Origin of the sequence: Streptomyces seoulensis, assembly GCF_022846655.1 — a bacterium.
In the GTDB taxonomy this organism is placed as follows: Bacteria; Actinomycetota; Actinomycetes; order Streptomycetales; family Streptomycetaceae; genus Streptomyces.
Genome location: NZ_AP025667.1, coordinates 454,444 through 477,439 on the forward strand (window position 1 = coordinate 454,444; position 22,996 = coordinate 477,439).

Here is a 22,996-nt window from a genome sequence, read left to right on the forward strand (position 1 = left end):
ACGTGCTCAGGGGCGACTCGAAGGCAACGTTGTCATCGGTGCGGTACAACGTTGTCATCGGACAGCAGTGGGCATGACAACACGGAATCCGCATTCCGTCCAGGGGTCCCGCACGACCCGGAGGTCACTCGGTCGGGGCGGTCTCCCGCTCGGTGGCCGCGCGCTTGATCGCGGCGTCCCGCCCGCGCACGTACCAGATGCCGATCAGGCCGAGTCCGGCCCCGGCCAGGCAGGTCCACACCCACCACAGGTGGCCGTGGTCCTCGAACCAGCCATAGAAGGGGAGCTGGACCAGGAAGAGGACGAACCACACGATCGTGCCGCCGGTGATGGTGGCGACCACGGGGCCCTCAAGGGGCTCCGGCGCTTCGTGCTGGGGGGTCCACTTCGTCATGGGCACAGCTTACGAGGCCCCGCGCCACGCCCGGCAGCCCGCTTCCCTACGGACATTCGGTGAATATCTACGCGCGGAGATAGCGATCTAGGCTTCATACGTTCATACTGAAACCGTTTGTCTATGACCACTTCTGCTCGTACGAAACTCCAAAGGGGCTCGGGGGAACCCTGAATGGTGATGAGGACTCGCATGCCCACCTCGGCCACGGCCAAGGCCCCTTCCCCCGAACAGCCCGGCGGCACGCCCTCCTTCGGCGCCGTCGACCGCTACTTCAAGATCTCCGAGCGCGGCAGCTCAGTCGCCCGTGAGGTCCGTGGCGGTTTCGCGACCTTCTTCGCGATGGCGTACATCATCGTGCTGAACCCGATCATTCTTGGCAGCGCCAAGGACATGTACGGGCACCACCTCGACAACGGCCAGCTCGTCACGGCCACGGCGCTCACCGCCGCCTTCACCACCCTGCTGATGGGCGTGATCGGCAACGTCCCGATCGCCCTCGCCGCGGGCCTCGGCGTCAACACGGTCGTCGCGCTCCAGCTCGCGCCGCGCATGTCGTGGCCGGACGCGATGGGCATGGTGGTGCTCGCCGGCTTCGTGGTGATGCTGCTGGTCGCCACCGGTCTGCGCGAGCGCGTCATGAACGCGGTGCCCTACGGGCTGCGCAAGGCCATCGCCATCGGTATCGGCCTGTTCATCATGCTGATCGGCCTGGTCGACTCCGGCTTCGTCACCCGTATCCCGGACATCGCCCAGACCACCGTCCCGCTCACGCTCGGCACCGGCGGTCACCTCACCGGCTGGCCGGTCCTGGTCTTCGTCCTGGGTGTGCTGCTCACCCTCGCGCTGATCGTCCGCAAGGTCCCCGGCGCGATCCTGATCTCCATCGTGGCGATGACCGTCCTCGCGGTGATCATCGACCTGGTCGCCAAGGTGCCCTCCTGGGGCCTGACCACCCCGAAGTGGCCGGGCAACCCGGTCGCCACCCCGGACTTCGGCCTCATCGGCCAGGTCAGCCTGTTCGGCGGCTTCGCCAAGGTCGGTGTGCTGACCGGTGTCCTCTTCGTCTTCACCGTCCTGCTGTCCTGCTTCTTCGACGCCATGGGCACGATCATGGGCATCAGCGACGAGGCCAAGCTGACCGACGCCGAGGGCAACATGCCCGGCGTCAACAAGGTCCTGCTGATCGACGGCCTCGCCGTCGCCGCGGGCGGCGCCAGCTCCGCGTCGGCCACCACCTGCTTCGTGGAGTCCACCGCCGGCGTCGGCGAGGGTGCCCGCACGGGCCTCGCCAACGTCGTCACCGGCGGCCTGTTCGGTGTCGCGCTGTTCCTCACCCCGATCGCCACCATGGTCCCGTCCCAGGCCGCCACCCCCGCGCTCCTCGCGGTCGGCTTCCTCATCCTGGCCGGTTCGATCCGGGAGATCGACTGGTCCGACTTCACCATCGCCATCCCGGCCTTCGTGACCATGGTGATGATGCCGTTCACCTACTCGATCACCAACGGCATCGGCATGGGCTTCATCACCTTCGTGGTGCTCCGCCTGGCCGCCGGCCGCGGCAAGGACATCCCGGTGGCCATGTACGTGGTCGCGGCCGTCTTCGGCTTCTACTACCTGATGCCGGCCCTCGGTCTGACCTGACCGGGGCGCGGCTTAGGTTCCTGCGGGGTCACATGAGTCTCATGTGACCCCGTAGAACTTTTCGGTCTCGTCGACGGCGGTCTGGAACCGCTCGTCGAAGTCGTCCCTCACGAGCGTGCGGATCACGTAATCCTGCACGCTCATCCCTCTTCTCGCCGCGCGTTCCCGGAGCCTCTCTAGCAGCTCCCCGTCCATCCGCAGGCTGAGCACACTGGTCCCCATGCGTACGAGGGTCGCCACATCGCGCCACCCGGTGTGTCATTTTTCGGAAGCGTCTCACTCGTACGGGTGACGGCCGTGCGTAGTGGCGGACATCACGGGCGACGCCGTGCGTGGTGGCGTTCCTTAGTAAGAGTAATGAGTTAGGCTAAAGACATGTCGGACCTCACCCACGGCGACGACGTGGCCGCCGTGAACTCCCTCCGCTCCGCCGTGATGCGGCTGTCCCGTCGACTCAAGCACCAGCGTGTCGACGAGTCGCTGAGCCCCACCGAGATGTCGGTACTGGGCACGCTGTCCAACTGCGGACAGGCCACCCCGGGCGAACTGGCGCGCAAGGAGCACGTCCAGCCGCCCTCGATGACCCGCATCGTCGCGCTCCTGGAGGCCAAGGGCCTGGTCCGGCTGGAGCCGCACCCCGAGGACCGGCGACAGAAGGTCGTCAGCCGGACCGAGCAGGCCGAGGCGATGCTCGTGGAGAGCCGCCGCAAACGCAACGCGTTCCTGGCCGGTCTGGTCGAGGGCCTCGACGAGGACGAGTGGGCCACCCTGCGCGCCGCCGCCCCCGTCCTGGAGAAGCTCGCGCAACTGTAGCCACGGCACCCCTTCAGGAGGCGACCCTTTGAGTACGGGACCCGGAGCAGCTTCCGTCCCCGCACCGGCCACTACTACCCCCGCGTCCGGCAGAGCCTCGATGTTCAGCTCGCTGAGGGTCCGGAACTACCGGCTGTTCTTCCTCGGCCAGGTCGTCTCCAACACCGGCACCTGGATGCAGCGCATCGCCCAGGACTGGCTGGTGCTCAGCCTCACCGGCTCCTCCGCGGCCGTCGGCATCACCACAGCCCTGCAGTTCCTGCCGATGCTGCTCTTCGGCCTCTACGGCGGTGTCCTCGTCGACCGGCTGCCCAAGCGGCCCGCGCTGCTGTTCACCCAGTCCGCGATGGCCCTCACCGGCCTCGCGCTCGCCTTCCTCACCCTCTCCGGGCACGTCCACGTCTGGCACGTGTACGTCGCCGCCTTCGCGGTGGGGCTCGCCACGGTCGTGGACAACCCGGCCCGGCAGTCCTTCGTCTCCGAGATGGTCGGTCCCGGCCAGCTCCAGAACGCGGTCAGCCTGAACTCGGCCAACTTCCAGTCCGCCCGGCTGATCGGCCCGGCCGTCGCCGGTCTGATGATCACCGGGGTCGGCACCGGGTGGGCGTTCCTCGCCAACGGCCTGTCCTTCGTGGCGCCCATAGCCGGGCTGCTGCTGATGCGCTCCCGTGAGCTGCACGTCGTCGACCGCGCCCCGCGCGGCAAGGGCCAGCTCAGGGAGGGGCTGCGGCATGTCGCCGGGCGGCCGGAGCTGGTCTGGCCCATCGTCCTCGTCGGGTTCATCGGCACCTTCGGCTTCAACTTCCCGGTGTGGCTGACAGCCTTCGCCGACGACGTCTTCCACTCCGGCGCGGGTGCGTACAGCCTGTTCAACACGCTGATGGCCGCGGGCTCCCTGGTCGGTGCCCTGCTCGCCGCCCGGCGCGGTACGGCCCGGCTCCGGGTGCTGGTCGCGGCCGCGCTGGCCTTCGGCGCGGTGGAGATCGTGGCCGCGCTGGCGCCCTCGTACTGGCTGTTCGCGCTGCTGATGATCCCGATCGGGGCGTTCGGCCTCACGGTCAACGTCACCGCCAACACCGCCGTGCAGATGTCCACCGACCCGGCCATGCGGGGACGGGTGATGTCCCTGTTCATGATGGTGTTCATGGGCGGCACGCCGCTGGGCGCGCCCCTCGTCGGGTGGGTCACCGACACCTACGGCGCCCGCTTCGGCTTCGTGGCCGGCGGTGTCGTCTCGGCCGCCGCCGCTGCCGTCATCGGCCTCTTCCTGGCCCGCGCGGGCGACCTCCGCCTGGCCCTGACCTGGCACCACGGCCCGCATCTGCGGTTCGTGCCGCGGCGCAGCGAGGAACTGACGCCGGCCGCGTGAGGCGGGGTCAGACCCGGTCGTGGACGACCGACATCAACAGGCTGTGGGTGTCGGCGTCCGCGGCCGCCACCAGGCCGCGGGTGTCCGGGCCGAGCGGGGCGCCGTCGACGCCCGTGACCACGCACCCCGCGGCCCGGCACAGGGCGATCCCGGCGGCGAAGTGGACGCTCCCCGAGAGGTCGCCGCCGTCCGTGACGTAGGCGGCCCGCCTGCCCGCCGCGACCCAGGCCAGCGCCAGCGTCGTGGACACGACCCGTGGCCGGAACCGTGCGGTGAACACCGGGTGCGCCAGCAGGTCCGTGGCCCGGAATCCGGGGGCGCTCGGGAAGGGCGGGTCCAGGTTGACGTCCACCAGCCCGGTCGTGGCCGTCGGCGTCAGAGGCGTGTCGGCTCCGTCGCGCCACAGCCGGGCGGTCCTGCCGTCGGTGCGGAAGACCTCGCCGCTGAACGGGTCCGCCACCGCCGCGGGGCCGTCGCGCAGGGCCACGTTGACCGCCACGAGCATGCTGCCGACGGCGTAGTTGAGGGTGCCGCACAGCGGGTCCACCAGCCACAGGCGCCGGGCGTCGGCGGCCCCCTGCCGTCCGCCCTCCTCGCCGAGCACCGCGTCATCGGGCCGGGCCGCGCGTATGACGCGGCGGACGGCCCGCTCGGCCTCCACGTCGGCGGCGGTGGCGAAGTCCCCGGCGCCCTTGTCGATACGGGCCAGCTCCTTGCCGTAGCCGTCGCGCACCACTTCCGCGCCGGCCAGGGCGGCCGCTGTCGCTGTCTCGAGGTCGTCGGTCACGGTGCCGCAGCGTAGCGGTCTGGGATGGTGTGGGGATGAGACTCTTCGCCGCTGTGCTGCCGCCCCCGGGGGCCGTGGAGGAACTGGGCCGGGAGGTACGGACGCTGCGGGCGCGGGCCGGGGCCGACGCGCTGCGGTGGACCCAGCCGGACGGCTGGCACTTCACGCTCGCCTTCTACGGGGAGGTGCCGGAGGAGACCGTGCCCGAGCTGGAGCGGCGGCTGGAGCGGGCTGCCGGGCGCAGCGAGCCGTTCCCGCTGGCCGTCACCGGAGGCGGCACCTTCGGGCGGGGCAGGGCGCTGTGGGCCGGGGCCTCGGGAGACCTCACCGCGCTGGGGCGGCTGGCCGAGCGGGCCCAGGCGGCCGGAAAGCGGGCCGGGGTCGGCGGCGAGGAGCACCGGCACTACCGGGCGCATCTCACACTGGCCCGCGGCAAGGGGGACGTGGACCTGCGGGCCTGCACCGACGCCCTCGCCGAATTCGCCGGTACCGGCTGGACGGTGGGCGAACTGGTGCTCGTCCGCAGCCGCCTGCCGGCCTCCGGGGTGCCCGGCGAGCAGCCCCGGTACACACCGGTCGCCCGCTGGGCACTGGGTGCGTCCGGTTAGGCTCGTCGTCGTGGACCCGAAAACCCGGAACCGGATCATGGCCGGTGCGCTCGTACTGATGCTGGTGGTCGTCGCCGTGGCGGCGGCCGTCGGATAGCGGCTGCCGCCGCCGGGCCGCTCCGCACGGTGCTCGTGCGGAGCGGCCTTTCGCTTGCCGCTACCAGGCGAAGGCCTCCGGGGCGGGGCCGGGGCCGGGGAAGATCTCGTCCAGGCTCGTCAGCAGTTCCTCGCTCAGCTCCAGTTCCACCGCGCGCAGCGCGGAGTCGAGCTGGGCCTTCGTGCGGGGGCCGACGATGGGTCCGGTGACGCCGGGCCGGGTCAGCAGCCAGGCGAGCGCGACCTCGCCGGGCTCCAGCCCGTGCTTGGCGAGCAGCTCCTCGTACGCCTCGATCCGGTGGCGCGTGGCCGTGTCCGCGAGGGCGTCGGCCGAGCGTCCGGAGGCGCGGCGCCCGCGCTCGGCCTCCTTGCGGATGACCCCGCCCAGCAGGCCGCCGTGCAGCGGCGACCAGGGGATGACGCCGAGCCCGTAGTCCTGGGCGGCCGGGATGACCTCCATCTCGGCGCGGCGCTCCGCGAGGTTGTACAGGCACTGCTCGCTGACCAGGCCGAGGGTGTTGCCGCGGCGCAGGGCCGTCTCGTTGGCCTGGGCGATCTTGTAGCCGGGGAAGTTGGAGGAACCGGCGTAGAGGATCTTGCCCTGGGTGACCAGGACGTCGACCGCCTGCCAGATCTCCTCGAACGGGGTGTTCCGGTCGATGTGGTGGAACTGGTAGACGTCGATGTAGTCGGTCTTCAGCCGCTTGAGGCTGGTGTCGACGGCGCGGCGGATGTTCAGCGCGGAGAGCTTGTCGTAGTTGGGCCAGGCGTCGCCTTCCGCGCCCATGTTCCCGTAGACCTTGGTGGCCAGTACGACCTTCTCGCGCCGCTCGCCGCCCTTGGCGAACCAGGTGCCGATGATCTCCTCGGTGCGGCCCTTGTTCTCGCCCCAGCCGTACACGTTCGCCGTGTCGAAGTAGTTGATGCCCGCGTCCAGCGCCGCGTCCATGATCGCGTGGCTGTCCGCCTCGTCGGTCTGCGGCCCGAAGTTCATGGTCCCCAGCACCAGCCGGCTGACCTTCAGTCCCGTACGTCCAAGCTGCGTGTACCTCATGCCCACCTAGCCAACGTCTTGGAGTGCGCTCCAGGCAAGCGGTGGGGGTCAGTCGCCGGACCGGGAGACGCCGGAATCCGGGCGATCCGTTCAGGCCACGTACGGCTCGCCCAGTCCCCACGCCTCGTGCATCGCCCCCGCGAACGCCCCCGCGATCCGGTGCTCGCCGCTCGCGTTGGGATGCGTGCCGTCGTAGGTGTCCGTGTGGATGTCCCACCCCTCCGGTGCCGAGGCCAGCAGCAGCGGTGAGCGGGGTTCGTCCAGGTCGGCGGCCGTCTTGGCGAGGAGGGTGTTGAAGAGGCCGACCTGCTCGGCGAAGGGGGCGTCGTCCCGGGCGCGGACGTTCGGGATGACCGGCAGCAGCACCATGCGGACGCCCGGCCGCGCCGCACGTGCCGCCGCGACGAACACCCGTACGTTCTCCGTCGTCTGCTCGGCGTTGGTGTAGAAGCCCAGGTCGATCAGGCCGAGGGAGACGAGCAGCACGTCCGCCTGGTGCGCCCGCACCGCCTCCCCGATCAGCGGAGCCATGTGCTGCCAGCCCTCGCCCCACCCGGCGAGGTGGGCGCGCGGGAAGCCGGGGTCGGCGTACTCGTAGGAGTCGGGCTCCCCGGTGGCCTGGTCGTACAGCGTCTCGCGGGGTCCGACGATCTGGAACGGGCCGCCGTATGTGCTGCGCAGGTGCTGCCACAGCCGGTAACGCCACGTGTGTTCGCCCGCGCTCCCGATCGTCATGGAGTCACCTACGGGCATGAACCTGAGCATCCGCTCATGATGGCGGATCGCGCTGTCGACCGGCATCCGGGGCCGATGTGAGGCCCACCACCTCCGCCGAACCCCCGCGCCAGGTGGCAGTCTTGGACCATGCGCCGACCGTTCGCCCTGCTTGCCGGGGCCCTGCTCGCGGGTGCCTGCGCCCTGCCCGCCCACGCCGCGGACGGGGACCAGGGGTTCACCATCGAGGACCCCAGGATCACCGAGTCCAGCGGCCTGGCCGCCTCCCACCTGCACCCCGGCGTCTACTGGACGCACAACGACAGCGACGACGGACCGTACCTCTACGCCGTCGACAGCCGCACCGGGAAGACCGTCGCCACGCTCACCCTGCGCGGCATCGGCTCCCCGCGCGACGTGGAGGCGATCTCCGTCGGGCCGGACAACCAGATCTACGTCGGCGACATCGGCGACAACTTCCACGGCCGCTGGCCCTACGTGTGGATCTACCGCCTGCCCGAGCCGAAGACCCTTGAGGACCAGACGGTCACGGCCACGCAGTACGTCGTGAAGTACTCCGACGGCCCGCGGGACGCCGAGTCGCTGGCCGTCCACCCCAAGACCGGCCGCGTCTACATCATCGACAAGAACGAGGACGGCGGTCACCTGTACGAGGGCCCCGCCCAGTTGTCTTCCTCCGGAACGAACGTCTTCCGCCCGGTCGCCCCCGTCGACCTGTGGGCCACCGACGCCGCCTTCTCGCCGAACGGCGAACAGCTCGCCGTGCGCGGCTACTTCGGCGGCATCTCCTACGACTGGAACGGCGGCCGGATCAAGAAGCTGGACCGGCTGGACGTGCCCCTCCAGGGCCAGGGCGAGTCCGTCAGCTACTCCGCCGACGGCACCGAGCTGATGTACGGCAGCGAGGGTGCGCAGAGCCAGGTGCGGGCGCTGGACGCGCCAAAGGGCGGTGCGGTGGCCTCGAAGTCGCCTTCCGCCGGAGGGAGTTCCGCCTCGGGGGAGAAGGGTGACGAGGGCGGCTTCAAGATCGGCGCCGTCCTCCTCGCGCTCGGCGCCGCCGCCGTGTTCGGCATGCGGCGGATGCGGCGCAAGGGACAGGCGTGAGGCACGAGAAGGGGCGCCCGGTTCACCACCGGGCGCCCCTTCTCATATGGATCTACGGGTTTCAGATCCGCTCGATGACGTAGTCGACGCACTTCGTGAGCGCCTCGACGTCGGCCGGGTCGATCGCCGGGAACATGGCGACGCGGAGCTGGTTGCGGCCGAGCTTGCGGTAGGGCTCGGTGTCCACGACGCCGTTGGCGCGCAGCACCTTGGCGACCGCGGCCGCGTCGATCTCGTCGGCGAAGTCGATCGTGCCGATGACCTGCGACCGCTTGGCAGGGTCGGTGACGAACGGCGTCGCGTACTTCGACTCCTCCGCCCAGGTGTACAGCCGGGTCGAGGAGTCCTTGGTGCGGCCGGTGGCGAAGTCGAGGCCGCCCTGGCCGTTCAGCCACTCGAGCTGCTCGTTGAGCAGGAAGAGGGTGGCGAGCGCCGGGGTGTTGTACGTCTGGTTCTTGCGGGAGTTGTCGATCGCCGTGGGCAGGCTGAAGAACTCCGGGACGTGCCGGCCGGAGGCGTGGACGCGCTCGGCGCGCTCGATGGCGGCCGGGGAGAACACGCCGATCCACAGGCCGCCGTCGGAGGCGAAGGACTTCTGCGGGGCGAAGTAGTAGACGTCCGTCTCGGCGACGTCGACCGGGAGGCCGCCCGCGCCGGAGGTGGCGTCCACCAGGACGAGCGAGCCCTCGTCGGCCCCGGCCACGCGCTTGATCGGCATCGCGACACCGGTGGAGGTCTCGTTGTGCGTGAACGCGTACACGTCCACGCCCGCCTCGGCGCGCGCCTCGGGGTGGGTGCCGGGGTCGGAGGCGATGACGGTCGGCTCGGCCAGCCAGGGCGCGAGCTTCGCGGCCTTGGCGAACTTGGAGGAGAACTCACCGAAATTGAGGTGCTGGGACTTGGACTCGATCAGGCCGTGGGTCGCGACGTCCCAGAACGCGGTGGAGCCGCCGTTGCCGAGGACGACCTCGTAACCCTCCGGGAGGGAGAACAGGGAGCTGATGCCTTCGCGGACCTGGCCCACCAGGTTCTTGACCGGGGCCTGGCGGTGAGAGGTGCCCAGCAGCGAACTGCCGGTCGCGGCGAGCGCCGCCAGCGCCTCCGTCCGCACCTTGGAGGGGCCCGCGCCGAAGCGTCCGTCGGCGGGCTTGATGTCAGCGGGGATCTCGATGTCGGCCACGAGTCGGAGCGTATCGGGTGCGCGAAACCGGACGAAGCCGTGTCCGTCGGATGAGACGAGATCTCCGGGTCGTGGACTTGTGCGGTCGTACGACGAGCTGCCGTACGACGATCCGAAGAGTGGGGTGTGCCTGTGGACAACTTCTGATGACGTTGCGTGATCGGATGCATGCTGGACTCATGACCGATCGCGGGGTCGGACGGACGGGGGACGGACATGGGGATCGACGGAGGACTGGAGACCGGGCTGAGGCGGGCCGTGCGGGGCGAGGTCCGCTTCGACGCGACCGCGCGGGCGCTGATGACCATGGACGCGTCCAACTACCGGAGGGTCCCGCTGGGCGTGGTGGCCCCTCGGGACACCGAGGACGTGGCGGCCGTGCTGGAGGTGTGCCGGGCGCGCGAGGTGCCGGTGGTCGCGCGCGGCGGGGGCACGTCCATCGCCGGGCAGGCGACGGGCACGGGTGTGGTGCTGGACTTCACCCGGCACATGAACGGCCTGCTGGAGCTGGACCCGGCCGGCCGCACGGCGCGGGTCCAGCCGGGCCTGGTCCTGGACCGGCTCCAGGAGGCGGCCGCCCCGCACGGGCTCCGCTTCGGCCCCGACCCGTCCACACACGGCCGCTGCACGCTCGGCGGCATGATCGGCAACAACTCCTGCGGCGCCCACTCGGTGGCCTGGGGCACCACCGCCGACAGCGTGCGCGAGCTGTCCGTGCTCACCGCGCGCGGTGAGCGGCTGCGCCCGGGCCGGGACTGGTCCGGCGCACCGGAGGGGCTGCGGACGTTGGTGGAGGGGGAGCTTGCCCGGCTGCGCACCGGCTTCCCCGACCTGCCCCGCCGTATCTCCGGGTACGCGCTGGACGCCCTGCTGCCCGAGCACGGCGCCGACGTGGCCCGTTCCTTCTGCGGCTCCGAGGGCACCCTCGGCGTGCTCACGGAGGCGGTGGTGGACCTGGTGGAGGCGCCGGCCGTCCACGCCCTGGCCGTGCTGGGGTACGCCGACGAGAGCGCCGCCGCCGATGCCGCCGCCGGGCTGCTGCCGCACGGCCCGCTGACCGTGGAGGGCATGGCGGCCGACCTGGTCCGGGCGCCGGTCGGGCTGCCGAGGGGCGGCGCCTGGCTGTTCGTGGAGACGGGCGGCGCCTCGGAGGGGGAGGCGCGGGCCCGCGCGGAGGAGGTGGTCCGCGCGGCGGACGTGGTGGACGCGCTGGTGGTGACCGATCCCGTCGCCCAGCGCGGCCTGTGGCGGCTGCGCGAGGACGCGAGCGGTACGGCGACCCGGATGCCGGACGGCACGGAGGCGTGGCCCGGCTGGGAGGACTGCGCGGTGCCGCCCGCCCGGCTCGGCGCCTACCTGCGGGGCTTCCGCGCCCTGCTCGCCGCCCACGGCCTGCGCGGCGCTCCGTACGGCCACTTCGGCGAGGGCTGTGTCCACGTCCGGATCGACTTCGACCTGCTCACCGGGGCCGGGGTGGGCCGGTTCCGCCGCTTCTCCGAGGAACTGGCCGACCTGGTGGTCTCCCACGGCGGCTCGCTGTCCGGGGAGCACGGCGACGGACAGGCCCGCGCGGAGCTGCTGCCGCGGATGTACGGCGCGGAGACGGTGGCGCTGTTCGAGCGGGCCAAGGCGGTGTGGGACCCCGACGACCTGCTCAACCCCGGCATGCTGGTCCGCCCGGCCCGCCTGGACGACAACCTCCGCTTCGCGGTGCTGCCCAGCCGCCCGGTGGACGTCGCCTTCGGCTACCCGCACGACGGCGGTGACTTCCGCGCGGCCGTCCGCCGCTGCGTCGGCGTCGCCAAGTGCCGTACGGAGACGGGGGGCGGGTCCGCCGTGATGTGCCCCTCCTTCCGCGTCACCGGCGAGGAGGAGCACTCCACCCGGGGCCGGGCTCGGCTGCTGCACGAGATGCTCGCGGGCGAGGTGATCACCGACGGCTGGCGTTCGACCGATGTCCGGGACGCCCTCGACCTGTGCCTGTCCTGCAAGGGCTGCCGCTCGGACTGCCCGGTCGGCGTCGACATGGCCACCTACAAGGCGGAGTTCCTGCACCACCACTACGCCGACCGACGCCGCCCCGCCGCCCACTACAGCCTGGGGTCGCTGCCGGTGTGGCTGCGCTGGGTGGCCCGTACGCGCACGGCACGCCTGCTCAACGCGCTCGCCTCGGTGGGGCCGACGGCCCGGCTGGGGAAGCGGGTGGGCGGCATCGCGGGGGAGCGGGAGATCCCCCGGCTCGCGGCGGAGACGTTCACCCGGTGGTGGCGGGCCAGGCGGCCGGCGCCGGAGGGCGGTGGCTCGGGGCGGTCGGTCGTGCTGTGGCCGGACACCTTCACCGAGCATCTTTCGCCGTCCGTGGGGCGGGCCGCCGTCCGGGTGCTGGAGGCGGCCGGGCTGCGGGTGGTCCTGCCGCCGACCCTGCTGCCCGGCGGGCGCCCGGTGGGCGACGGTGCCTCGCGGGCGCCGACCGCACTGCTCCGGGTCCGCCGCGCGCAGGTCTGCTGCGGCCTCACCTACCTCTCCATCGGCCGCCTCGACCGGGCCCGCGCGGTCATGCGCCGCACGCTGGACCTGATGGAACCGGTGCTGGAGGCCGGGCTCCCGGTCGTCGTCCTGGAGCCGAGCTGCGCGGCGGCCCTCCGCGCCGACCTTCCCGAACTGCTGCCGGACGACCCGCGCGCGGCCCGGTTGGCCGCCGCCGTACACACCTTCGCCGAGACCCTGCGCCGCCACGCCCCCCACTGGACCCCGCCCGCCGTCGAGCGCCCGGTGGCCGGCCAGACCCACTGCCACCAGCACGCGGTACTGGGCGACACCGCCGACCGTGAGCTACGCGAGTCGGCGGCCCTGACCGGCACCCTCAGCGGCGGCTGCTGCGGCCTGGCGGGCAACTTCGGTTTCGAGAAGGGCCACTTCGAGATCTCCCGCGCCTGCGCCGAGGACCAACTCCTCCCCTCGGTCCACGCCGCCCCCGACAACGCCGCGATCCTGGCGGACGGCTACTCCTGCCGCACCCAGCTGGAGCAACTGTCCGGGGTGCGGGCCCGGCACCTGGCGGAAGTGCTGGCGGACCAACTGGACAGGGAGGAACCGGAGTGAACGAGGAACACGACGGGGTCGCGGTGCTCTCCGACATCCATGGGGTGCTGCCCGCCCTGGAGGCGGTGCTCGCCGAGCCCGAGGTCGCCGCCGCCGACCGGATCGTCCTCACCGGTGACATCGCGGCGGGCCCGCAGCCGGCCGAAGTGCTGGACCTACTGCGCGAACTCGGCGACCGGGCCTTGTGGATCGGCGGGAACGCGGACCGGGAGCTGGTGGAGTACCGGCGGGGCGAGCGCACGGAGATCCCCGACCCCATCGGAGTGTTCGCCGCGCGGGCGCTGCGTACCGAGCAAGTGGACCTCCTGGCCGCCCTGCCCGCCACCCTGACCCTGCGCATCCGGGGCCTCGGGCAGGTCCTGTTCTGCCACGCCACCCCGCGCGACGACGAGGAGATCGTCCTGGTCGACTCCCGCCCGGCCCGCTGGGCTGAGGTGCTCGAAGGCGTGCCACCCCACGTCGGCACCGTGGTCTGCGGCCACACCCACATGCCGTACGTCCGGCTCGCGCACGGACGGCTGATCGTCAACCCTGGAAGCGTCGGCATGCCGTACGGACGCGCAGGTGCCCACTGGTGCTTGCTGGGCCCCGGTGCCGACCTGCGGGTGACGGCGTACGACATACCGGCGGCCGTCGCCCGGCTCACGGACGAGTGCGCGTACCCGGAGATCGCGGAGTGGGCCGACTGCTACCTGCGCGCACGGGTGACGGACACCGAGGCGTCGGCGGTGTTCGGGCCTGGGGACGGGAGGGCGGACCATAGTGACCGGACCTGACTGCGCGAAGGAGTCCTCCGTATGACCCTCACCCTGCGCCCCCTCAGCCGGGACGAGCATCTGGCCTTCGTCGGCTCGCGGCCCTCGGTCAGCCATATGCAGGTGCCGTCGTGGGGGGAGGTGAAGCCCGACTGGCGGGCGGAGAGCCTGGGGTGGTTCGAGGCGGACGGACGGCTCGTGGGCGCGGCGCTGGTGCTGCTGCGGCCGCTGCCCAAGGTGAAGAGGTACCTGGCCTATCTGCCCGAGGGCCCGGTCATCGACTGGCACACCGCCGACCTGGAGCGCTGGCTCGACCCGCTGCTGGCCCACCTCAAGGCGCGCGGGGCGTTCTCGGTGAAGATGGGCCCGCCCGTGGCCGCCCGGCGCTGGAGCCCGGAGGCGGTCAAGGCCGCCATCGCCGACCCGGCAGCGCACCGTCTCCGCGACGCCGAGCCGACCTGGCGGGACCCGCGCGCCCACGCCCTCGCCGACCGGCTGCGCGGCATGGGCTGGCGGCAGAGCGAACCGGACGCGGAGGAGGGCTTCGCGGCGGGCCAGCCCCGGTACGTGTGCCAGGTGCCGTTCGCCGGGCGGTCGCTGGAGGAGATCCACGGCGGCCTCAACCAGCAGTGGCGGCGCAACATCAAGAAGGCCGAGAAGGCGGGCGTGAAGGTGGTGCGCGGCGGGGCCGACGACCTGCCCGCGTTCTACGAGCTGTACACCGAGACCGCCGAGCGCGACCGCTTCATCCCGCGCCCGCTGCCGTACTTCCAGCGGATGTGGACCGCGCTCACCGCCGAGGACCCCGACCGGATGCGGCTCTACCTCGCGCACCACGACGGGGAGGTGCTGGCGGCGGCGACGATGCTGATCGTGGGCGGGCACGTCTGGTACTCGTACGGCGCCTCCACCGCCCGTAGGCGCGAGGTCCAGCCCAACAACGCCATGCAGTGGCGGATGATGGCCGACGCCCACGAGCTGGGCGCGCACGTCTACGACTTCCGGGGCATCACCGACACCCTGGAGGAGTCCAACCACCTGCTCGGGCTGCTCCGCTTCAAGGTCGGCGCGGGCGGCGAGGCCGTGGAGTACGTGGGGGAGTGGGACTTCCCGCTGAACAAGATGCTGCACAAGGCGTTCGACCTCTACATGGCCCGCCGCTGAGGCAGCCGGCCCGCCGAAGCTCGGTCTCAGCATCCAAGACACCGGCTGCGTACAGTGGCATAAGGGGTTCACACACCTGTCGGAGGTCCATTACCGTGGACCAGGAAGTACATCGGGATGTACGCGGCGTTCATGCCCGCGACCGATGCGCAGGTGACCCACTCCCGCCGGCCCCCCAGGACAGCCCGTGACCACCGTCCGTACCTCCACCCCGACCACGACCCCCACCGCCCCGGACTCCCCTGGCCGGTTCGGCACGCTGGGGCCGGTCGGCCTGGTGCTGGCGGGCGGGATATCGGTCCAGTTCGGCGGGGCGCTCGCGGTGACCCTGATGCCCCGCGCGGGCGCGCTCGGCGTGGTGACGCTGCGGCTGCTCGCGGCGGCCGTGGTGCTGCTGGTGGTGTGCCGCCCCCGGCTGCGCGGGCACTCCCGCGCCGACTGGGGCACGGTGATCGTCTTCGGCATCACCATGGCCGGGATGAACGGCCTCTTCTACCAGGCGGTCGCCCGCATCCCGCTCGGTCTCGCGGTCACCCTCGAAGTCCTCGGCCCCCTGGCCCTCTCCGTCTTCGCCTCCCGCCGCGCGGTCAACGCCGTATGGGCGGGCCTCGCCCTGGCGGGCGTCTTCCTGCTGGGCGGCGGAAACTTCAGCGGCCTCGACCCGCTGGGCGTCGGCTTCGCCCTGTCGGCGGGCGTCATGTGGGCGGCGTACATCATCTTCAGCGCCCGTACGGGCCGCCGCTTCCCCCAGGCCGACGGGCTGGCCCTCGCCATGGGGGTGGCCGCACTGGTCTTCCTCCCCCTCGGCATCGTCGACGCGGGCGACCGCCTGCTGGACCCGACCACCATCGCCCTGGGTTCCGCGGTCGCCCTGCTCTCCTCGGTGCTGCCCTACACCCTCGAACTCCTGGCCCTGCGCCGCCTGCCCGCCCCCACCTTCGCCATCCTGATGAGCCTGGAACCGGCGGTCGCCGCCACCGCGGGCTTCTTCATCCTCCACCAGGCCCTCTCCCTGGCCCAGGCGGCCGCCATCGCCCTGGTCATCGCCGCCAGCATCGGCGCGGTCCGTACCCAGACGCGCCGCGTCGCGCCTCCCGCGCCGGAGGCGTGAGCGGCTCCGCTCACCGCGGAGGTCCCACCAGCCTCAGCGCCTCCCGTGTGTTGTGTTCCGCGATCGACCGCATGGCCTCGCGGTGGGGGAAGTCGCCGTCCAGGAGGCGGAGAGGGCCCGCGACCAGGGAGAGGTGGAGGGCGAGGGTGTGGAGGGCCAGACGGGTGGGGTCCAGGGCCGGCCGCGCCAGGGCCGCGTAATGAGGGCCGAAGCGGAGGCGCAGGAAGGCGTGTTCGTGTTCGGGGTCGAAGTGGGTGAGCCCCTCGATGTCGATCAGGACGGGGTGGGCGTCGGCGTCGAGGAGGACGTGGTCGGGGCCCAGTTCGCCGTGGACCAGGGAGTAGCTGGTGCGGGGCGCCACCGCCGCGTGCAGTTCGCGCAGGCGGTCGGACAGCGCCGGGTGGGCCGCGCTGATTCCGGTGTCGCGGGCTGACGCCTCGGTCAGGTCGCGGAGGGCTCGGGTCAGGGTCAGTCCCTCGCTGGTCGCCGACGACGTGTGGCCGGGGCACGGGGAGGTGTGGGCGGCCATGTGGTCCAGGGTCTCGGCCAGCTCCGCCAGGGCCTTGGCCGCTCGGGGCGGGTCGGTGGTGAAGGCCGTCTCCAGGGTGCCGCCCGGGATGTCCTCCACCAGGGCCAGGTCGTCGGGCTCGGAGGCGTACAGGAGGTGGGGCGTGCGGGCGCCCGCCGCGTGCAGGGTGTGGTGCGCGTCCAGGAAGGGCGCCAGACCGGATGCGGGGGCGCGGGGGTCCGTCGGCACACTCGGCCAGAAGTTCTCCTGTGGCGCCCAGCTATATGCGATCACGGTCGGCGGGGCGCCCGTGCCGGTCAGGGTGAGCCGGTACACCCCCTTCTTCGAGCCACCGCGCAGCCGTTCCACCCCGGTGACCCGGCATCCCGGACCCAGCCCCTCCCGCACCAGTCGTCGCAGTTCCGAAGGCTCTGTGAAAGCGCGCATCCGGCGAACCTAGCCGCGAGGGACGAGGCGTCGGCACCGAATTTCCGGCCCGGAATTAATGCAAGCACGCTTGATTGTTTCTTGCCCCGCTGCCATGCTCCTGCCCATGTCCGATCCGACGCCCGTCTTCGACGACCTGCGTGAGGAAAGCCGGGAACTCGACCTGCTCGTGGCCGAGTTGACCGAGAAGGAGTGGGCACGCGCGACGCCCGCTCCCCGCTGGAGCATCGCCCACCAGATCGCCCATCTGCACTGGACCGACCGCGCAGCCCTGCTCGCCATGAGCGACGAGGCGGCCTTCCGGAAGTTCGCCGAGCAGGCGCTCACCTCGCCCGACTCCTTCGTGGACGACGGCGCCGACGAAGGCGCCCGGCTCGGCTCCGCCGAACTGCTCACCCGCTGGCGGGACGGCCGGCGGTCGCTCGACCGGGCCCTGCGGGAGGCGGCCGCGCGGCACACACGGTTCCCGTGGTTCGGGCCGCCCATGTCGGCCGCCGCCATGGCCACCGGCCGGCTCATGGAGACCTGGGCCCACGGCCAGGATGTGGCGGACGCCCTGGGTGTGGTGCGCGCACCCACCGACCGACTCCGGCATGTGGTCCGTATCGGCGTGCGGGCCCGGAACTTCGCCTTCGGGGTACGAGGGCTGCCCGCGCCGGAGGAGGAGTTCCGCGTCGAGGTCCGCGCGCCCTCGGGCGAGCTGTGGACCTACGGACCCGAGGACGCCGCGCAACGGGTCACCGGCCCGGCGGTCGATCTCTGCCTGCTCGTCACCCAGCGCGCCCACCGCGCAGACCTCGCCCTGATCGCCGAGGGCCCGGACGCCGACCGCTGGCTGGACATCGCCCAAGCCTTCGCGGGACCGCCCGGCGCCGGGCGCACACCCCAGGAGGCCGAGCCCGGGAAGCCCGAGCCCGAGGAGCCCGGACGGTGACCCCGGCCCCGCTGCGCGTCGGCAACTTCTCCGGCTTCTACGGCGACCGGGCCGGCGCCCTGCGCGAGATGCTCACCGGCGGCGAGGTCGACGTGCTCACCGGGGACTATCTCGCCGAGCTGACCATGCTCATCCTCGGCCGCGACCGGCTGAAGGACCCCGGCGCCGGGTACGCCCGCACCTTCGCGCGCCAACTGGAGGACTGCCTCGGGCTCGCGCACGAGCGCGGGGTGCGGATCGTCACCAACGCGGGCGGACTCGCCCCGGCCGGACTCGCCGACAAGGTACGGGAGTCGGCGGAGCGGCTCGGCATACCCGTGCGGGTCGCGCACGTGGAGGGGGACGACCTCACCTCCGCCCACCCCGGCACCCTCGCCGCCCACGCCTACCTCGGCGGCTTCGGCATCGCGGAGTGTCTGCGGGCCGGGGCCGACGTGGTGATCACCGGCCGGGTGACCGACGCGGCCCTCGTCACCGGGCCCGCCGCCGCCCACTTCGGGTGGGGCCCCGGGGACCACGACCAGCTCGCCGGGGCCGTCGTCGCCGGGCATCTGCTGGAGTGCGGGACCCAGGTCACCGGCGGCAACTACGCCTTCTTCCGGGACGGCGACGTACGCCGTCCCGGCTTCCCGCTCGCCGAGATCCACGCCGACGGCAGCAGCGTCGTCACCAAGCACCCCGGCACCGGAGGCTTCGTCGACACCGGCACGGTCACCGCCCAGCTCCTCTACGAGACGGGGGGCGCCCGGTACGCCGGGCCCGATGTCACCGCCCGGCTGGACACGGTACGGCTGAGCCAGGACGGGCCGGACCGGGTGCGGATCGACGGGGTGCGCGGTGAGGCGCCGCCGCCCACGCTCAAGGTCGGCCTCAACCGGCTCGGCGGCTTCCGCAACGAGGTCGCCTTCGTCCTCACCGGTCTCGACATCGAGGCCAAGGCGGAGCTGGTGCGGGAGCAGATGGACGCCGCGCTGGCCAAGACGGCTCCGCAGGAGGCCCGTTGGGAGCTGGCCCGTACCGACCGGGCCGACGCCGATACGGAGGAGACGGCGAGTGCGGTGCTGCGGCTCGTCGTACGGGACCCTGATCCCGAGGTCGTCGGGCGGGGGCTGAGCGGTGCCGCGATCGAGCTGGCGCTCGCCAGTTACCCCGGCTTCCATGTGCTGGCGCCACCTGGGAAGAGCGCGCCCTATGGGGTGTTCGAGGATGTGGCCGTACCCCATGGTGCCGTCGACCATGTGGCTGTTCTCCACGACGGGCGCCGTATCCCTGTGGGACGGCCCGAGGAGACGCGGGCGCTCCGCGAGCTGCCCGAGCCTCCGTTGCCCGAGCCACTCCATGTGGGTAGCACCCGCCGCGCTCCCCTCGGCCATGTGGCTGGGGCACGCAGTGGGGACAAGGGCGGTAATGCCAACGTCGGCGTCTGGGCCCGCTCCACCGACGCCTGGCGCTGGCTCGCCCATGAGCTGACCGTCGAGCGGTTCCGCGACCTGATCCCGGAGGCCCGCGACCTCCAGGTCACCCGCCACGTCCTGCCCGACCTCCGGGCCCTGAACTTCGTCGTCACCGACATCCTCGGCGCGGGCGTGGCCGCCCAGCACCGCTTCGACCCCCAGGCCAAAGCCCTGGGCGAGTGGCTCCGCTCGCGGCACGTCGACATCCCGGAGGCCCTGCTGTGAGCGCCGAACCCCCGCTCCGGCCAACCTCATCCACGGAGGCCCGACCATGACCACCCTGACCTCCGCCCTCGACCCCACCGCCCCCGACCACCAGGCCAACCGCGAAGCCCTGCTCGCCAAGCTCGCCGACCTGGAGGCCGAGCACGGCAAGGCGCTGGCGGGCGGCGGCGAGAAGTACGTGGCCCGGCACCGCGAGCGCGGCAAGCTCCTCGCCCGTGAGCGCGTCGAGCTGCTGGTCGACCCAGACACCCCCTTCCTGGAGCTGTCCCCGCTCGCCGCCTGGGGCAGCGAGTACACGGTCGGGGCCTCGCTGGTGACCGGGATCGGGGTGGTCGAGGGGGTGGAGTGCCTGATCACGGCCAACGACGCGACCGTGCGCGGCGGCGCGAGCAATCCGTGGAGCCTGAAGAAGGCGCTGCGGGCCAACGAGATCGCCCGTGCGAACCGGCTGCCCGTCATCAGCCTGGTGGAGTCCGGCGGAGCCGACCTGCCCTCGCAGAAGGAGATCTTCATCCCCGGCGGGGCCATCTTCCGGGACCTCACCCGGCTGTCCGCCGCGGGCATTCCCACCGTCGCCGTCGTGTTCGGCAACTCCACGGCCGGAGGCGCGTACATCCCCGGCATGTCGGACCACGTGATCATGGTCAAGGAGCGCGCGAAGGTGTTCCTCGGCGGCCCGCCGCTCGTGAAGATGGCGACCGGCGAGGAGAGCGACGACGAGTCGCTGGGCGGCGCCGAGATGCACGCCCGCACCTCCGGCCTCGCCGACCACTTCGCGGTGGACGAGCGGGACGCGATCCGGCAGGCGCGCAGGGTGGTCGCGCGGCTCAACCACCGCAAGGCGTACGTCGATCCGGGCCTGGCGGAGCCGCCCAAGTACGACCCCGAGGAACTGCTCGGCATCGTCCCCGGCGACCTGCGCGCCCCCTTCGACCCGCGCGAGGTGATCGCCCGCCTGGTCGACGCCTCGGACTTCGACGAGTTCAAGCCGCTGTACGGCACGAGCCTGGTCACCGGCTGGGCCGAGTTGCACGGCTACCCGGTCGGCATCCTCGCCAACGCGCGCGGTGTGCTGTTCAGCGAGGAGTCGCAGAAGGCGGCCCAGTTCATCCAGCTCGCCAACCAGCGCGACATCCCGCTGCTGTTCCTGCACAACACCACCGGCTACATGGTCGGCAAGGAGTACGAGCAGGGCGGCATCGTGAAGCACGGCTCGATGATGATCAACGCGGTCTCCAACTCGACGGTGCCGCACCTCTCCGTCCTCATGGGCGCGTCCTACGGCGCCGGCCACTACGGCATGTGCGGGCGCGCCTACGACCCCCGCTTCCTCTTCGCCTGGCCCAGCGCCAAGTCGGCCGTCATGGGCCCGCAGCAGCTCGCCGGGGTGCTGTCGATCGTGGCCCGCCAGTCGGCCGCGGCCAAGGGGCAGCCGTACGACGACGAGGCGGACGCCGCCCTGCGCGCGATGGTCGAGGGACAGATCGAGTCGGAGTCGCTGCCCACGTTCCTGTCCGGGCGGCTCTACGACGACGGCGTCATCGACCCCCGCGACACCCGAACCGTCCTCGGCATGTGCCTGTCCGCCATACACACCGCTCCCTACGAGGGCGCCCGTGGCGGCTTCGGCGTCTTCCGGATGTGAGGCCCATGATTTCCACCCTGCTCGTCGCCAACCGGGGCGAGATCGCCTGCCGGATCTTCCGCACCTGCGCCGACCTCGGCATACGTACCGTCGCCATACACTCCGACGCGGATGAGGGTGCGCTGCACACACGTGTGGCGGACACAGCGGTACGCCTGCCGGGCGCCGCGCCGGCCGAGACGTATCTGCGCGGCGACCTCATCGTGAAGGCTGCCCTCGCGTCCGGCGCCGACGCCGTGCACCCCGGCTACGGATTCCTCTCCGAGAACGCCGACTTCGCCCGCGCCGTACGGGACGCCGGGCTGCTCTGGATCGGACCGCCGCCCGAGGCGATCGAGGCGATGGCGTCCAAGACCCGCGCCAAGGAACTGATGGGCCTCGCCCCCCTCGACGCGGCCGACGTCACCGCGGTCGATCTGCCCGTCCTGGTGAAGGCGGCCGCGGGCGGCGGTGGACGCGGCATGCGGGTCGTCCGTGACCTCGCCGCGCTGCCCGCCGCGCTGGAGGAGGCCCGCGCCGAGGCGGCGAGCGCCTTCGGGGACGGCGAGGTGTTCGTGGAGCCGTATCTGGAGAACGGCCGCCATGTCGAGGTGCAGGTCCTCGCCGACACCCACGGCACCGTGTGGACGCTGGACACCCGCGACTGCTCGCTCCAGCGCCGCCACCAGAAGGTGATCGAGGAGGCCCCGGCCCCCGGTCTGCCGCCCGCGCTCACCGAGCGGTTGTACGCGCTCGCCGAGCGGGCGACACGCGCCGTGTCCTACGAGGGCGCGGGCACCGTGGAGTTCCTGGTCGCCGAAGGCCGCGCCCACTTCCTGGAGATGAACACCCGCCTCCAGGTCGAACACCCCGTCACCGAGGCGGTGTTCGGCATCGACCTGGTCGCCGAGCAGATCCGCGTAGCCGAGGGCCACGCCCTCCCGGCCGAGCGGCCGGCCGCGCGCGGGCACGCCGTGGAGGCCCGGCTGTACGCCGAGGACCCGGCCCGCGGCTGGGCCCCGCAGACCGGCACCCTGCACCGCTTCACCGTGCCGGACGGCGTACGGCTGGACACCGGCTGCGCGGACGGCGACACCATCGGCGTGCACTACGACCCCATGCTCGCCAAGGTCATCGCACACGCCCCCACCCGCACCGAGGCGGTCCGCAGACTCGCCGGCGCCCTGGAACGGACCGCGCTGCACGGCCCGGTCACCAACCGCGACCTGCTGGTCCGCTCGCTCAGGCACCCCGAGTTCACCGAAGCCCGCATGGACACCGGCTTCTACGACCGCCACCTCACCGCCCTCACCGAGCCCGCCCCCGACCCCTGCGCCCCGCTCGCCGCAGCCCTCGCCGACGCCCACGGCCGCTCCCGCTTCGGCGGCTGGCGCAACCTGCCCTCGGGCCCCCAGGTGAAGCGGTACGAGATGGCGGGGGAGGAGCACGAGGCCGCCTACCGGCACACCCGGACCGGCCTCGCGGCGGACGGCGTGCGCGTGGTCCACACCGGCCCGCACCTGGTCGTCCTCGAAGTGGACGGCGTACGAAGGAAGTTCGAGATCGCCCGTTACGGCGACCGCGTCCATGTGAACGCCACCGCCCTCACCGCCCTGCCCCGCTTCCCCGACCCGAGCACCGAGCACGCTCCCGGCTCCCTGCTGGCCCCGATGCCCGGCACGGTCGTCCGCGTCGCGGAGGGTCTGGCCGAGGGCGCCGAGGTGAAGGCCGGCCAGCCGCTGATCTGGCTGGAGGCGATGAAGATGGAGCACCGGATCACCGCCCCGGCGGACGGCACGCTGACAGCCCTCCCGGCGGCCGTGGGCAGGCAGGTGGAGATGGGCACGCTCCTGGCGGTCGTCGAGACCGACTGACCCAGGGGCGCGGG

20 protein-coding genes are annotated in these 22,996 nt (G+C 72.3%); 13 read left to right on the forward strand and 7 right to left on the reverse strand.

Features of this window, described 5'->3' with window-relative positions:
- Positions 1–124: 124 nt before the first annotated feature.
- Positions 125–394, reverse strand: coding sequence for a DUF2530 domain-containing protein (locus tag HEK131_RS02235; protein WP_244333480.1), 270 nt, complete (start codon positions 392–394; stop codon positions 125–127).
- A gap of 192 nt (positions 395–586) precedes the next feature.
- On the opposite strand from HEK131_RS02235, the gene HEK131_RS02240 reads away from it, so the two are divergent.
- Positions 587–2,038 (forward strand): NCS2 family permease, encoded by a 1,452-nt coding sequence (locus HEK131_RS02240; RefSeq protein WP_217461330.1) that lies wholly within the window; start codon positions 587–589, stop codon positions 2,036–2,038.
- 39 nt (positions 2,039–2,077) lie between these two features.
- Here HEK131_RS02240 and HEK131_RS02245 read toward each other — a convergent pair whose 3' ends face one another.
- Positions 2,078–2,260, reverse strand: coding sequence for a ribbon-helix-helix protein, CopG family (locus tag HEK131_RS02245; protein WP_030804711.1), 183 nt, complete (start codon positions 2,258–2,260; stop codon positions 2,078–2,080).
- A 153-nt stretch (positions 2,261–2,413) separates the two neighbouring features.
- On the opposite strand from HEK131_RS02245, the gene HEK131_RS02250 reads away from it, so the two are divergent.
- Together HEK131_RS02250 and HEK131_RS02255 are read left to right on the forward strand one after the other, a co-directional pair.
- Positions 2,414–2,851, forward strand: a complete 438-nt coding sequence (locus HEK131_RS02250) for a MarR family winged helix-turn-helix transcriptional regulator (protein WP_161150725.1) — start codon at positions 2,414–2,416, stop codon at positions 2,849–2,851.
- A 100-nt stretch (positions 2,852–2,951) separates the two neighbouring features.
- Positions 2,952–4,220, forward strand: coding sequence for an MFS transporter (locus HEK131_RS02255; protein WP_217461329.1), 1,269 nt, complete (start codon positions 2,952–2,954; stop codon positions 4,218–4,220).
- A gap of 7 nt (positions 4,221–4,227) precedes the next feature.
- Here the strand turns inward: HEK131_RS02255 and HEK131_RS02260 are convergent, their stop codons facing one another.
- On the reverse strand, positions 4,228–5,007 hold the full coding sequence (locus HEK131_RS02260; protein ID WP_244333481.1) for an inositol monophosphatase family protein: 780 nt from the start codon (positions 5,005–5,007) through the stop codon (positions 4,228–4,230).
- 35 nt (positions 5,008–5,042) lie between these two features.
- On the opposite strand from HEK131_RS02260, the gene thpR reads away from it, so the two are divergent.
- The gene (gene thpR / locus HEK131_RS02265; protein ID WP_244333482.1) at positions 5,043–5,615 is read left to right on the forward strand and encodes an RNA 2',3'-cyclic phosphodiesterase; all 573 of its coding nucleotides are present in this window, start codon (positions 5,043–5,045) and stop codon (positions 5,613–5,615) included.
- A gap of 157 nt (positions 5,616–5,772) precedes the next feature.
- Here the strand turns inward: thpR and HEK131_RS02270 are convergent, their stop codons facing one another.
- Together HEK131_RS02270 and HEK131_RS02275 are read right to left on the reverse strand one after the other, a co-directional pair.
- The gene (locus HEK131_RS02270) at positions 5,773–6,765 is read right to left on the reverse strand and encodes an aldo/keto reductase (protein WP_244333483.1); all 993 of its coding nucleotides are present in this window, start codon (positions 6,763–6,765) and stop codon (positions 5,773–5,775) included.
- 90 nt (positions 6,766–6,855) lie between these two features.
- Positions 6,856–7,530, reverse strand: coding sequence for a GDSL-type esterase/lipase family protein (locus HEK131_RS02275; protein ID WP_244333484.1), 675 nt, complete (start codon positions 7,528–7,530; stop codon positions 6,856–6,858).
- Positions 7,531–7,629: 99 nt separating this feature from the next.
- Here HEK131_RS02275 and HEK131_RS02280 point away from each other — a divergent pair, with 99 nt between their 5' ends.
- Complete coding sequence (locus HEK131_RS02280) at positions 7,630–8,604, forward strand: WD40 repeat domain-containing protein (RefSeq protein ID WP_244333485.1); 975 nt, start codon at positions 7,630–7,632, stop codon at positions 8,602–8,604.
- A gap of 61 nt (positions 8,605–8,665) precedes the next feature.
- Here HEK131_RS02280 and serC read toward each other — a convergent pair whose 3' ends face one another.
- Positions 8,666–9,784 carry a phosphoserine transaminase gene (serC, locus tag HEK131_RS02285; protein ID WP_244333486.1) on the reverse strand — a complete coding sequence of 373 codons (1,119 nt, stop codon included), beginning with the start codon at positions 9,782–9,784 and terminating at the stop codon, positions 8,666–8,668.
- A gap of 216 nt (positions 9,785–10,000) precedes the next feature.
- Between serC and HEK131_RS02290 the strand changes: the two genes are divergently transcribed.
- The 4 genes from HEK131_RS02290 (at position 10,001) to HEK131_RS02305 (ending at position 15,916) form a co-directional block, all read left to right on the forward strand.
- Complete coding sequence (locus tag HEK131_RS02290; RefSeq protein ID WP_244333487.1) at positions 10,001–12,886, forward strand: FAD-binding and (Fe-S)-binding domain-containing protein; 2,886 nt, start codon at positions 10,001–10,003, stop codon at positions 12,884–12,886.
- Entirely contained in the window at positions 12,883–13,662 is a 780-nt protein-coding gene (locus tag HEK131_RS02295; protein WP_244333488.1) for a metallophosphoesterase family protein, read from the forward strand. Before HEK131_RS02290 ends, HEK131_RS02295 begins: the two co-directional genes overlap by 4 nt.
- A gap of 21 nt (positions 13,663–13,683) precedes the next feature.
- Positions 13,684–14,805 (forward strand): lipid II:glycine glycyltransferase FemX, encoded by a 1,122-nt coding sequence (locus HEK131_RS02300; RefSeq protein ID WP_244333489.1) that lies wholly within the window; start codon positions 13,684–13,686, stop codon positions 14,803–14,805.
- Positions 14,806–14,992: 187 nt separating this feature from the next.
- Positions 14,993–15,916 carry an EamA family transporter gene (locus HEK131_RS02305; RefSeq protein ID WP_244333490.1) on the forward strand — a complete coding sequence of 308 codons (924 nt, stop codon included), beginning with the start codon at positions 14,993–14,995 and terminating at the stop codon, positions 15,914–15,916.
- Positions 15,917–15,926: 10 nt separating this feature from the next.
- On the opposite strand, the gene HEK131_RS02310 is transcribed toward HEK131_RS02305, so the two are convergent.
- Positions 15,927–16,871, reverse strand: a complete 945-nt coding sequence (locus tag HEK131_RS02310; RefSeq protein ID WP_244333491.1) for a phosphotransferase — start codon at positions 16,869–16,871, stop codon at positions 15,927–15,929.
- 106 nt (positions 16,872–16,977) lie between these two features.
- Between HEK131_RS02310 and HEK131_RS02315 the strand changes: the two genes are divergently transcribed.
- From HEK131_RS02315 to HEK131_RS02330, 4 genes are read left to right on the forward strand one after another with little or no spacing between them, the layout of a single operon-like run.
- Positions 16,978–17,805, forward strand: a complete 828-nt coding sequence (locus HEK131_RS02315) for a TIGR03084 family metal-binding protein (protein ID WP_244333492.1) — start codon at positions 16,978–16,980, stop codon at positions 17,803–17,805.
- Complete coding sequence (locus HEK131_RS02320; protein WP_244333493.1) at positions 17,802–19,484, forward strand: acyclic terpene utilization AtuA family protein; 1,683 nt, start codon at positions 17,802–17,804, stop codon at positions 19,482–19,484. The genes HEK131_RS02315 and HEK131_RS02320 overlap by 4 nt, the downstream gene beginning before the upstream one ends.
- Positions 19,485–19,530: 46 nt before the next feature.
- Positions 19,531–21,129: an acyl-CoA carboxylase subunit beta gene (locus HEK131_RS02325; protein WP_244333494.1), complete on the forward strand. Its 1,599-nt coding sequence runs from the start codon at positions 19,531–19,533 to the stop codon at positions 21,127–21,129.
- A gap of 5 nt (positions 21,130–21,134) precedes the next feature.
- Positions 21,135–22,982 carry a biotin carboxylase N-terminal domain-containing protein gene (locus HEK131_RS02330; protein WP_244333495.1) on the forward strand — a complete coding sequence of 616 codons (1,848 nt, stop codon included), beginning with the start codon at positions 21,135–21,137 and terminating at the stop codon, positions 22,980–22,982.
- Positions 22,983–22,996: the final 14 nt, after the last annotated feature.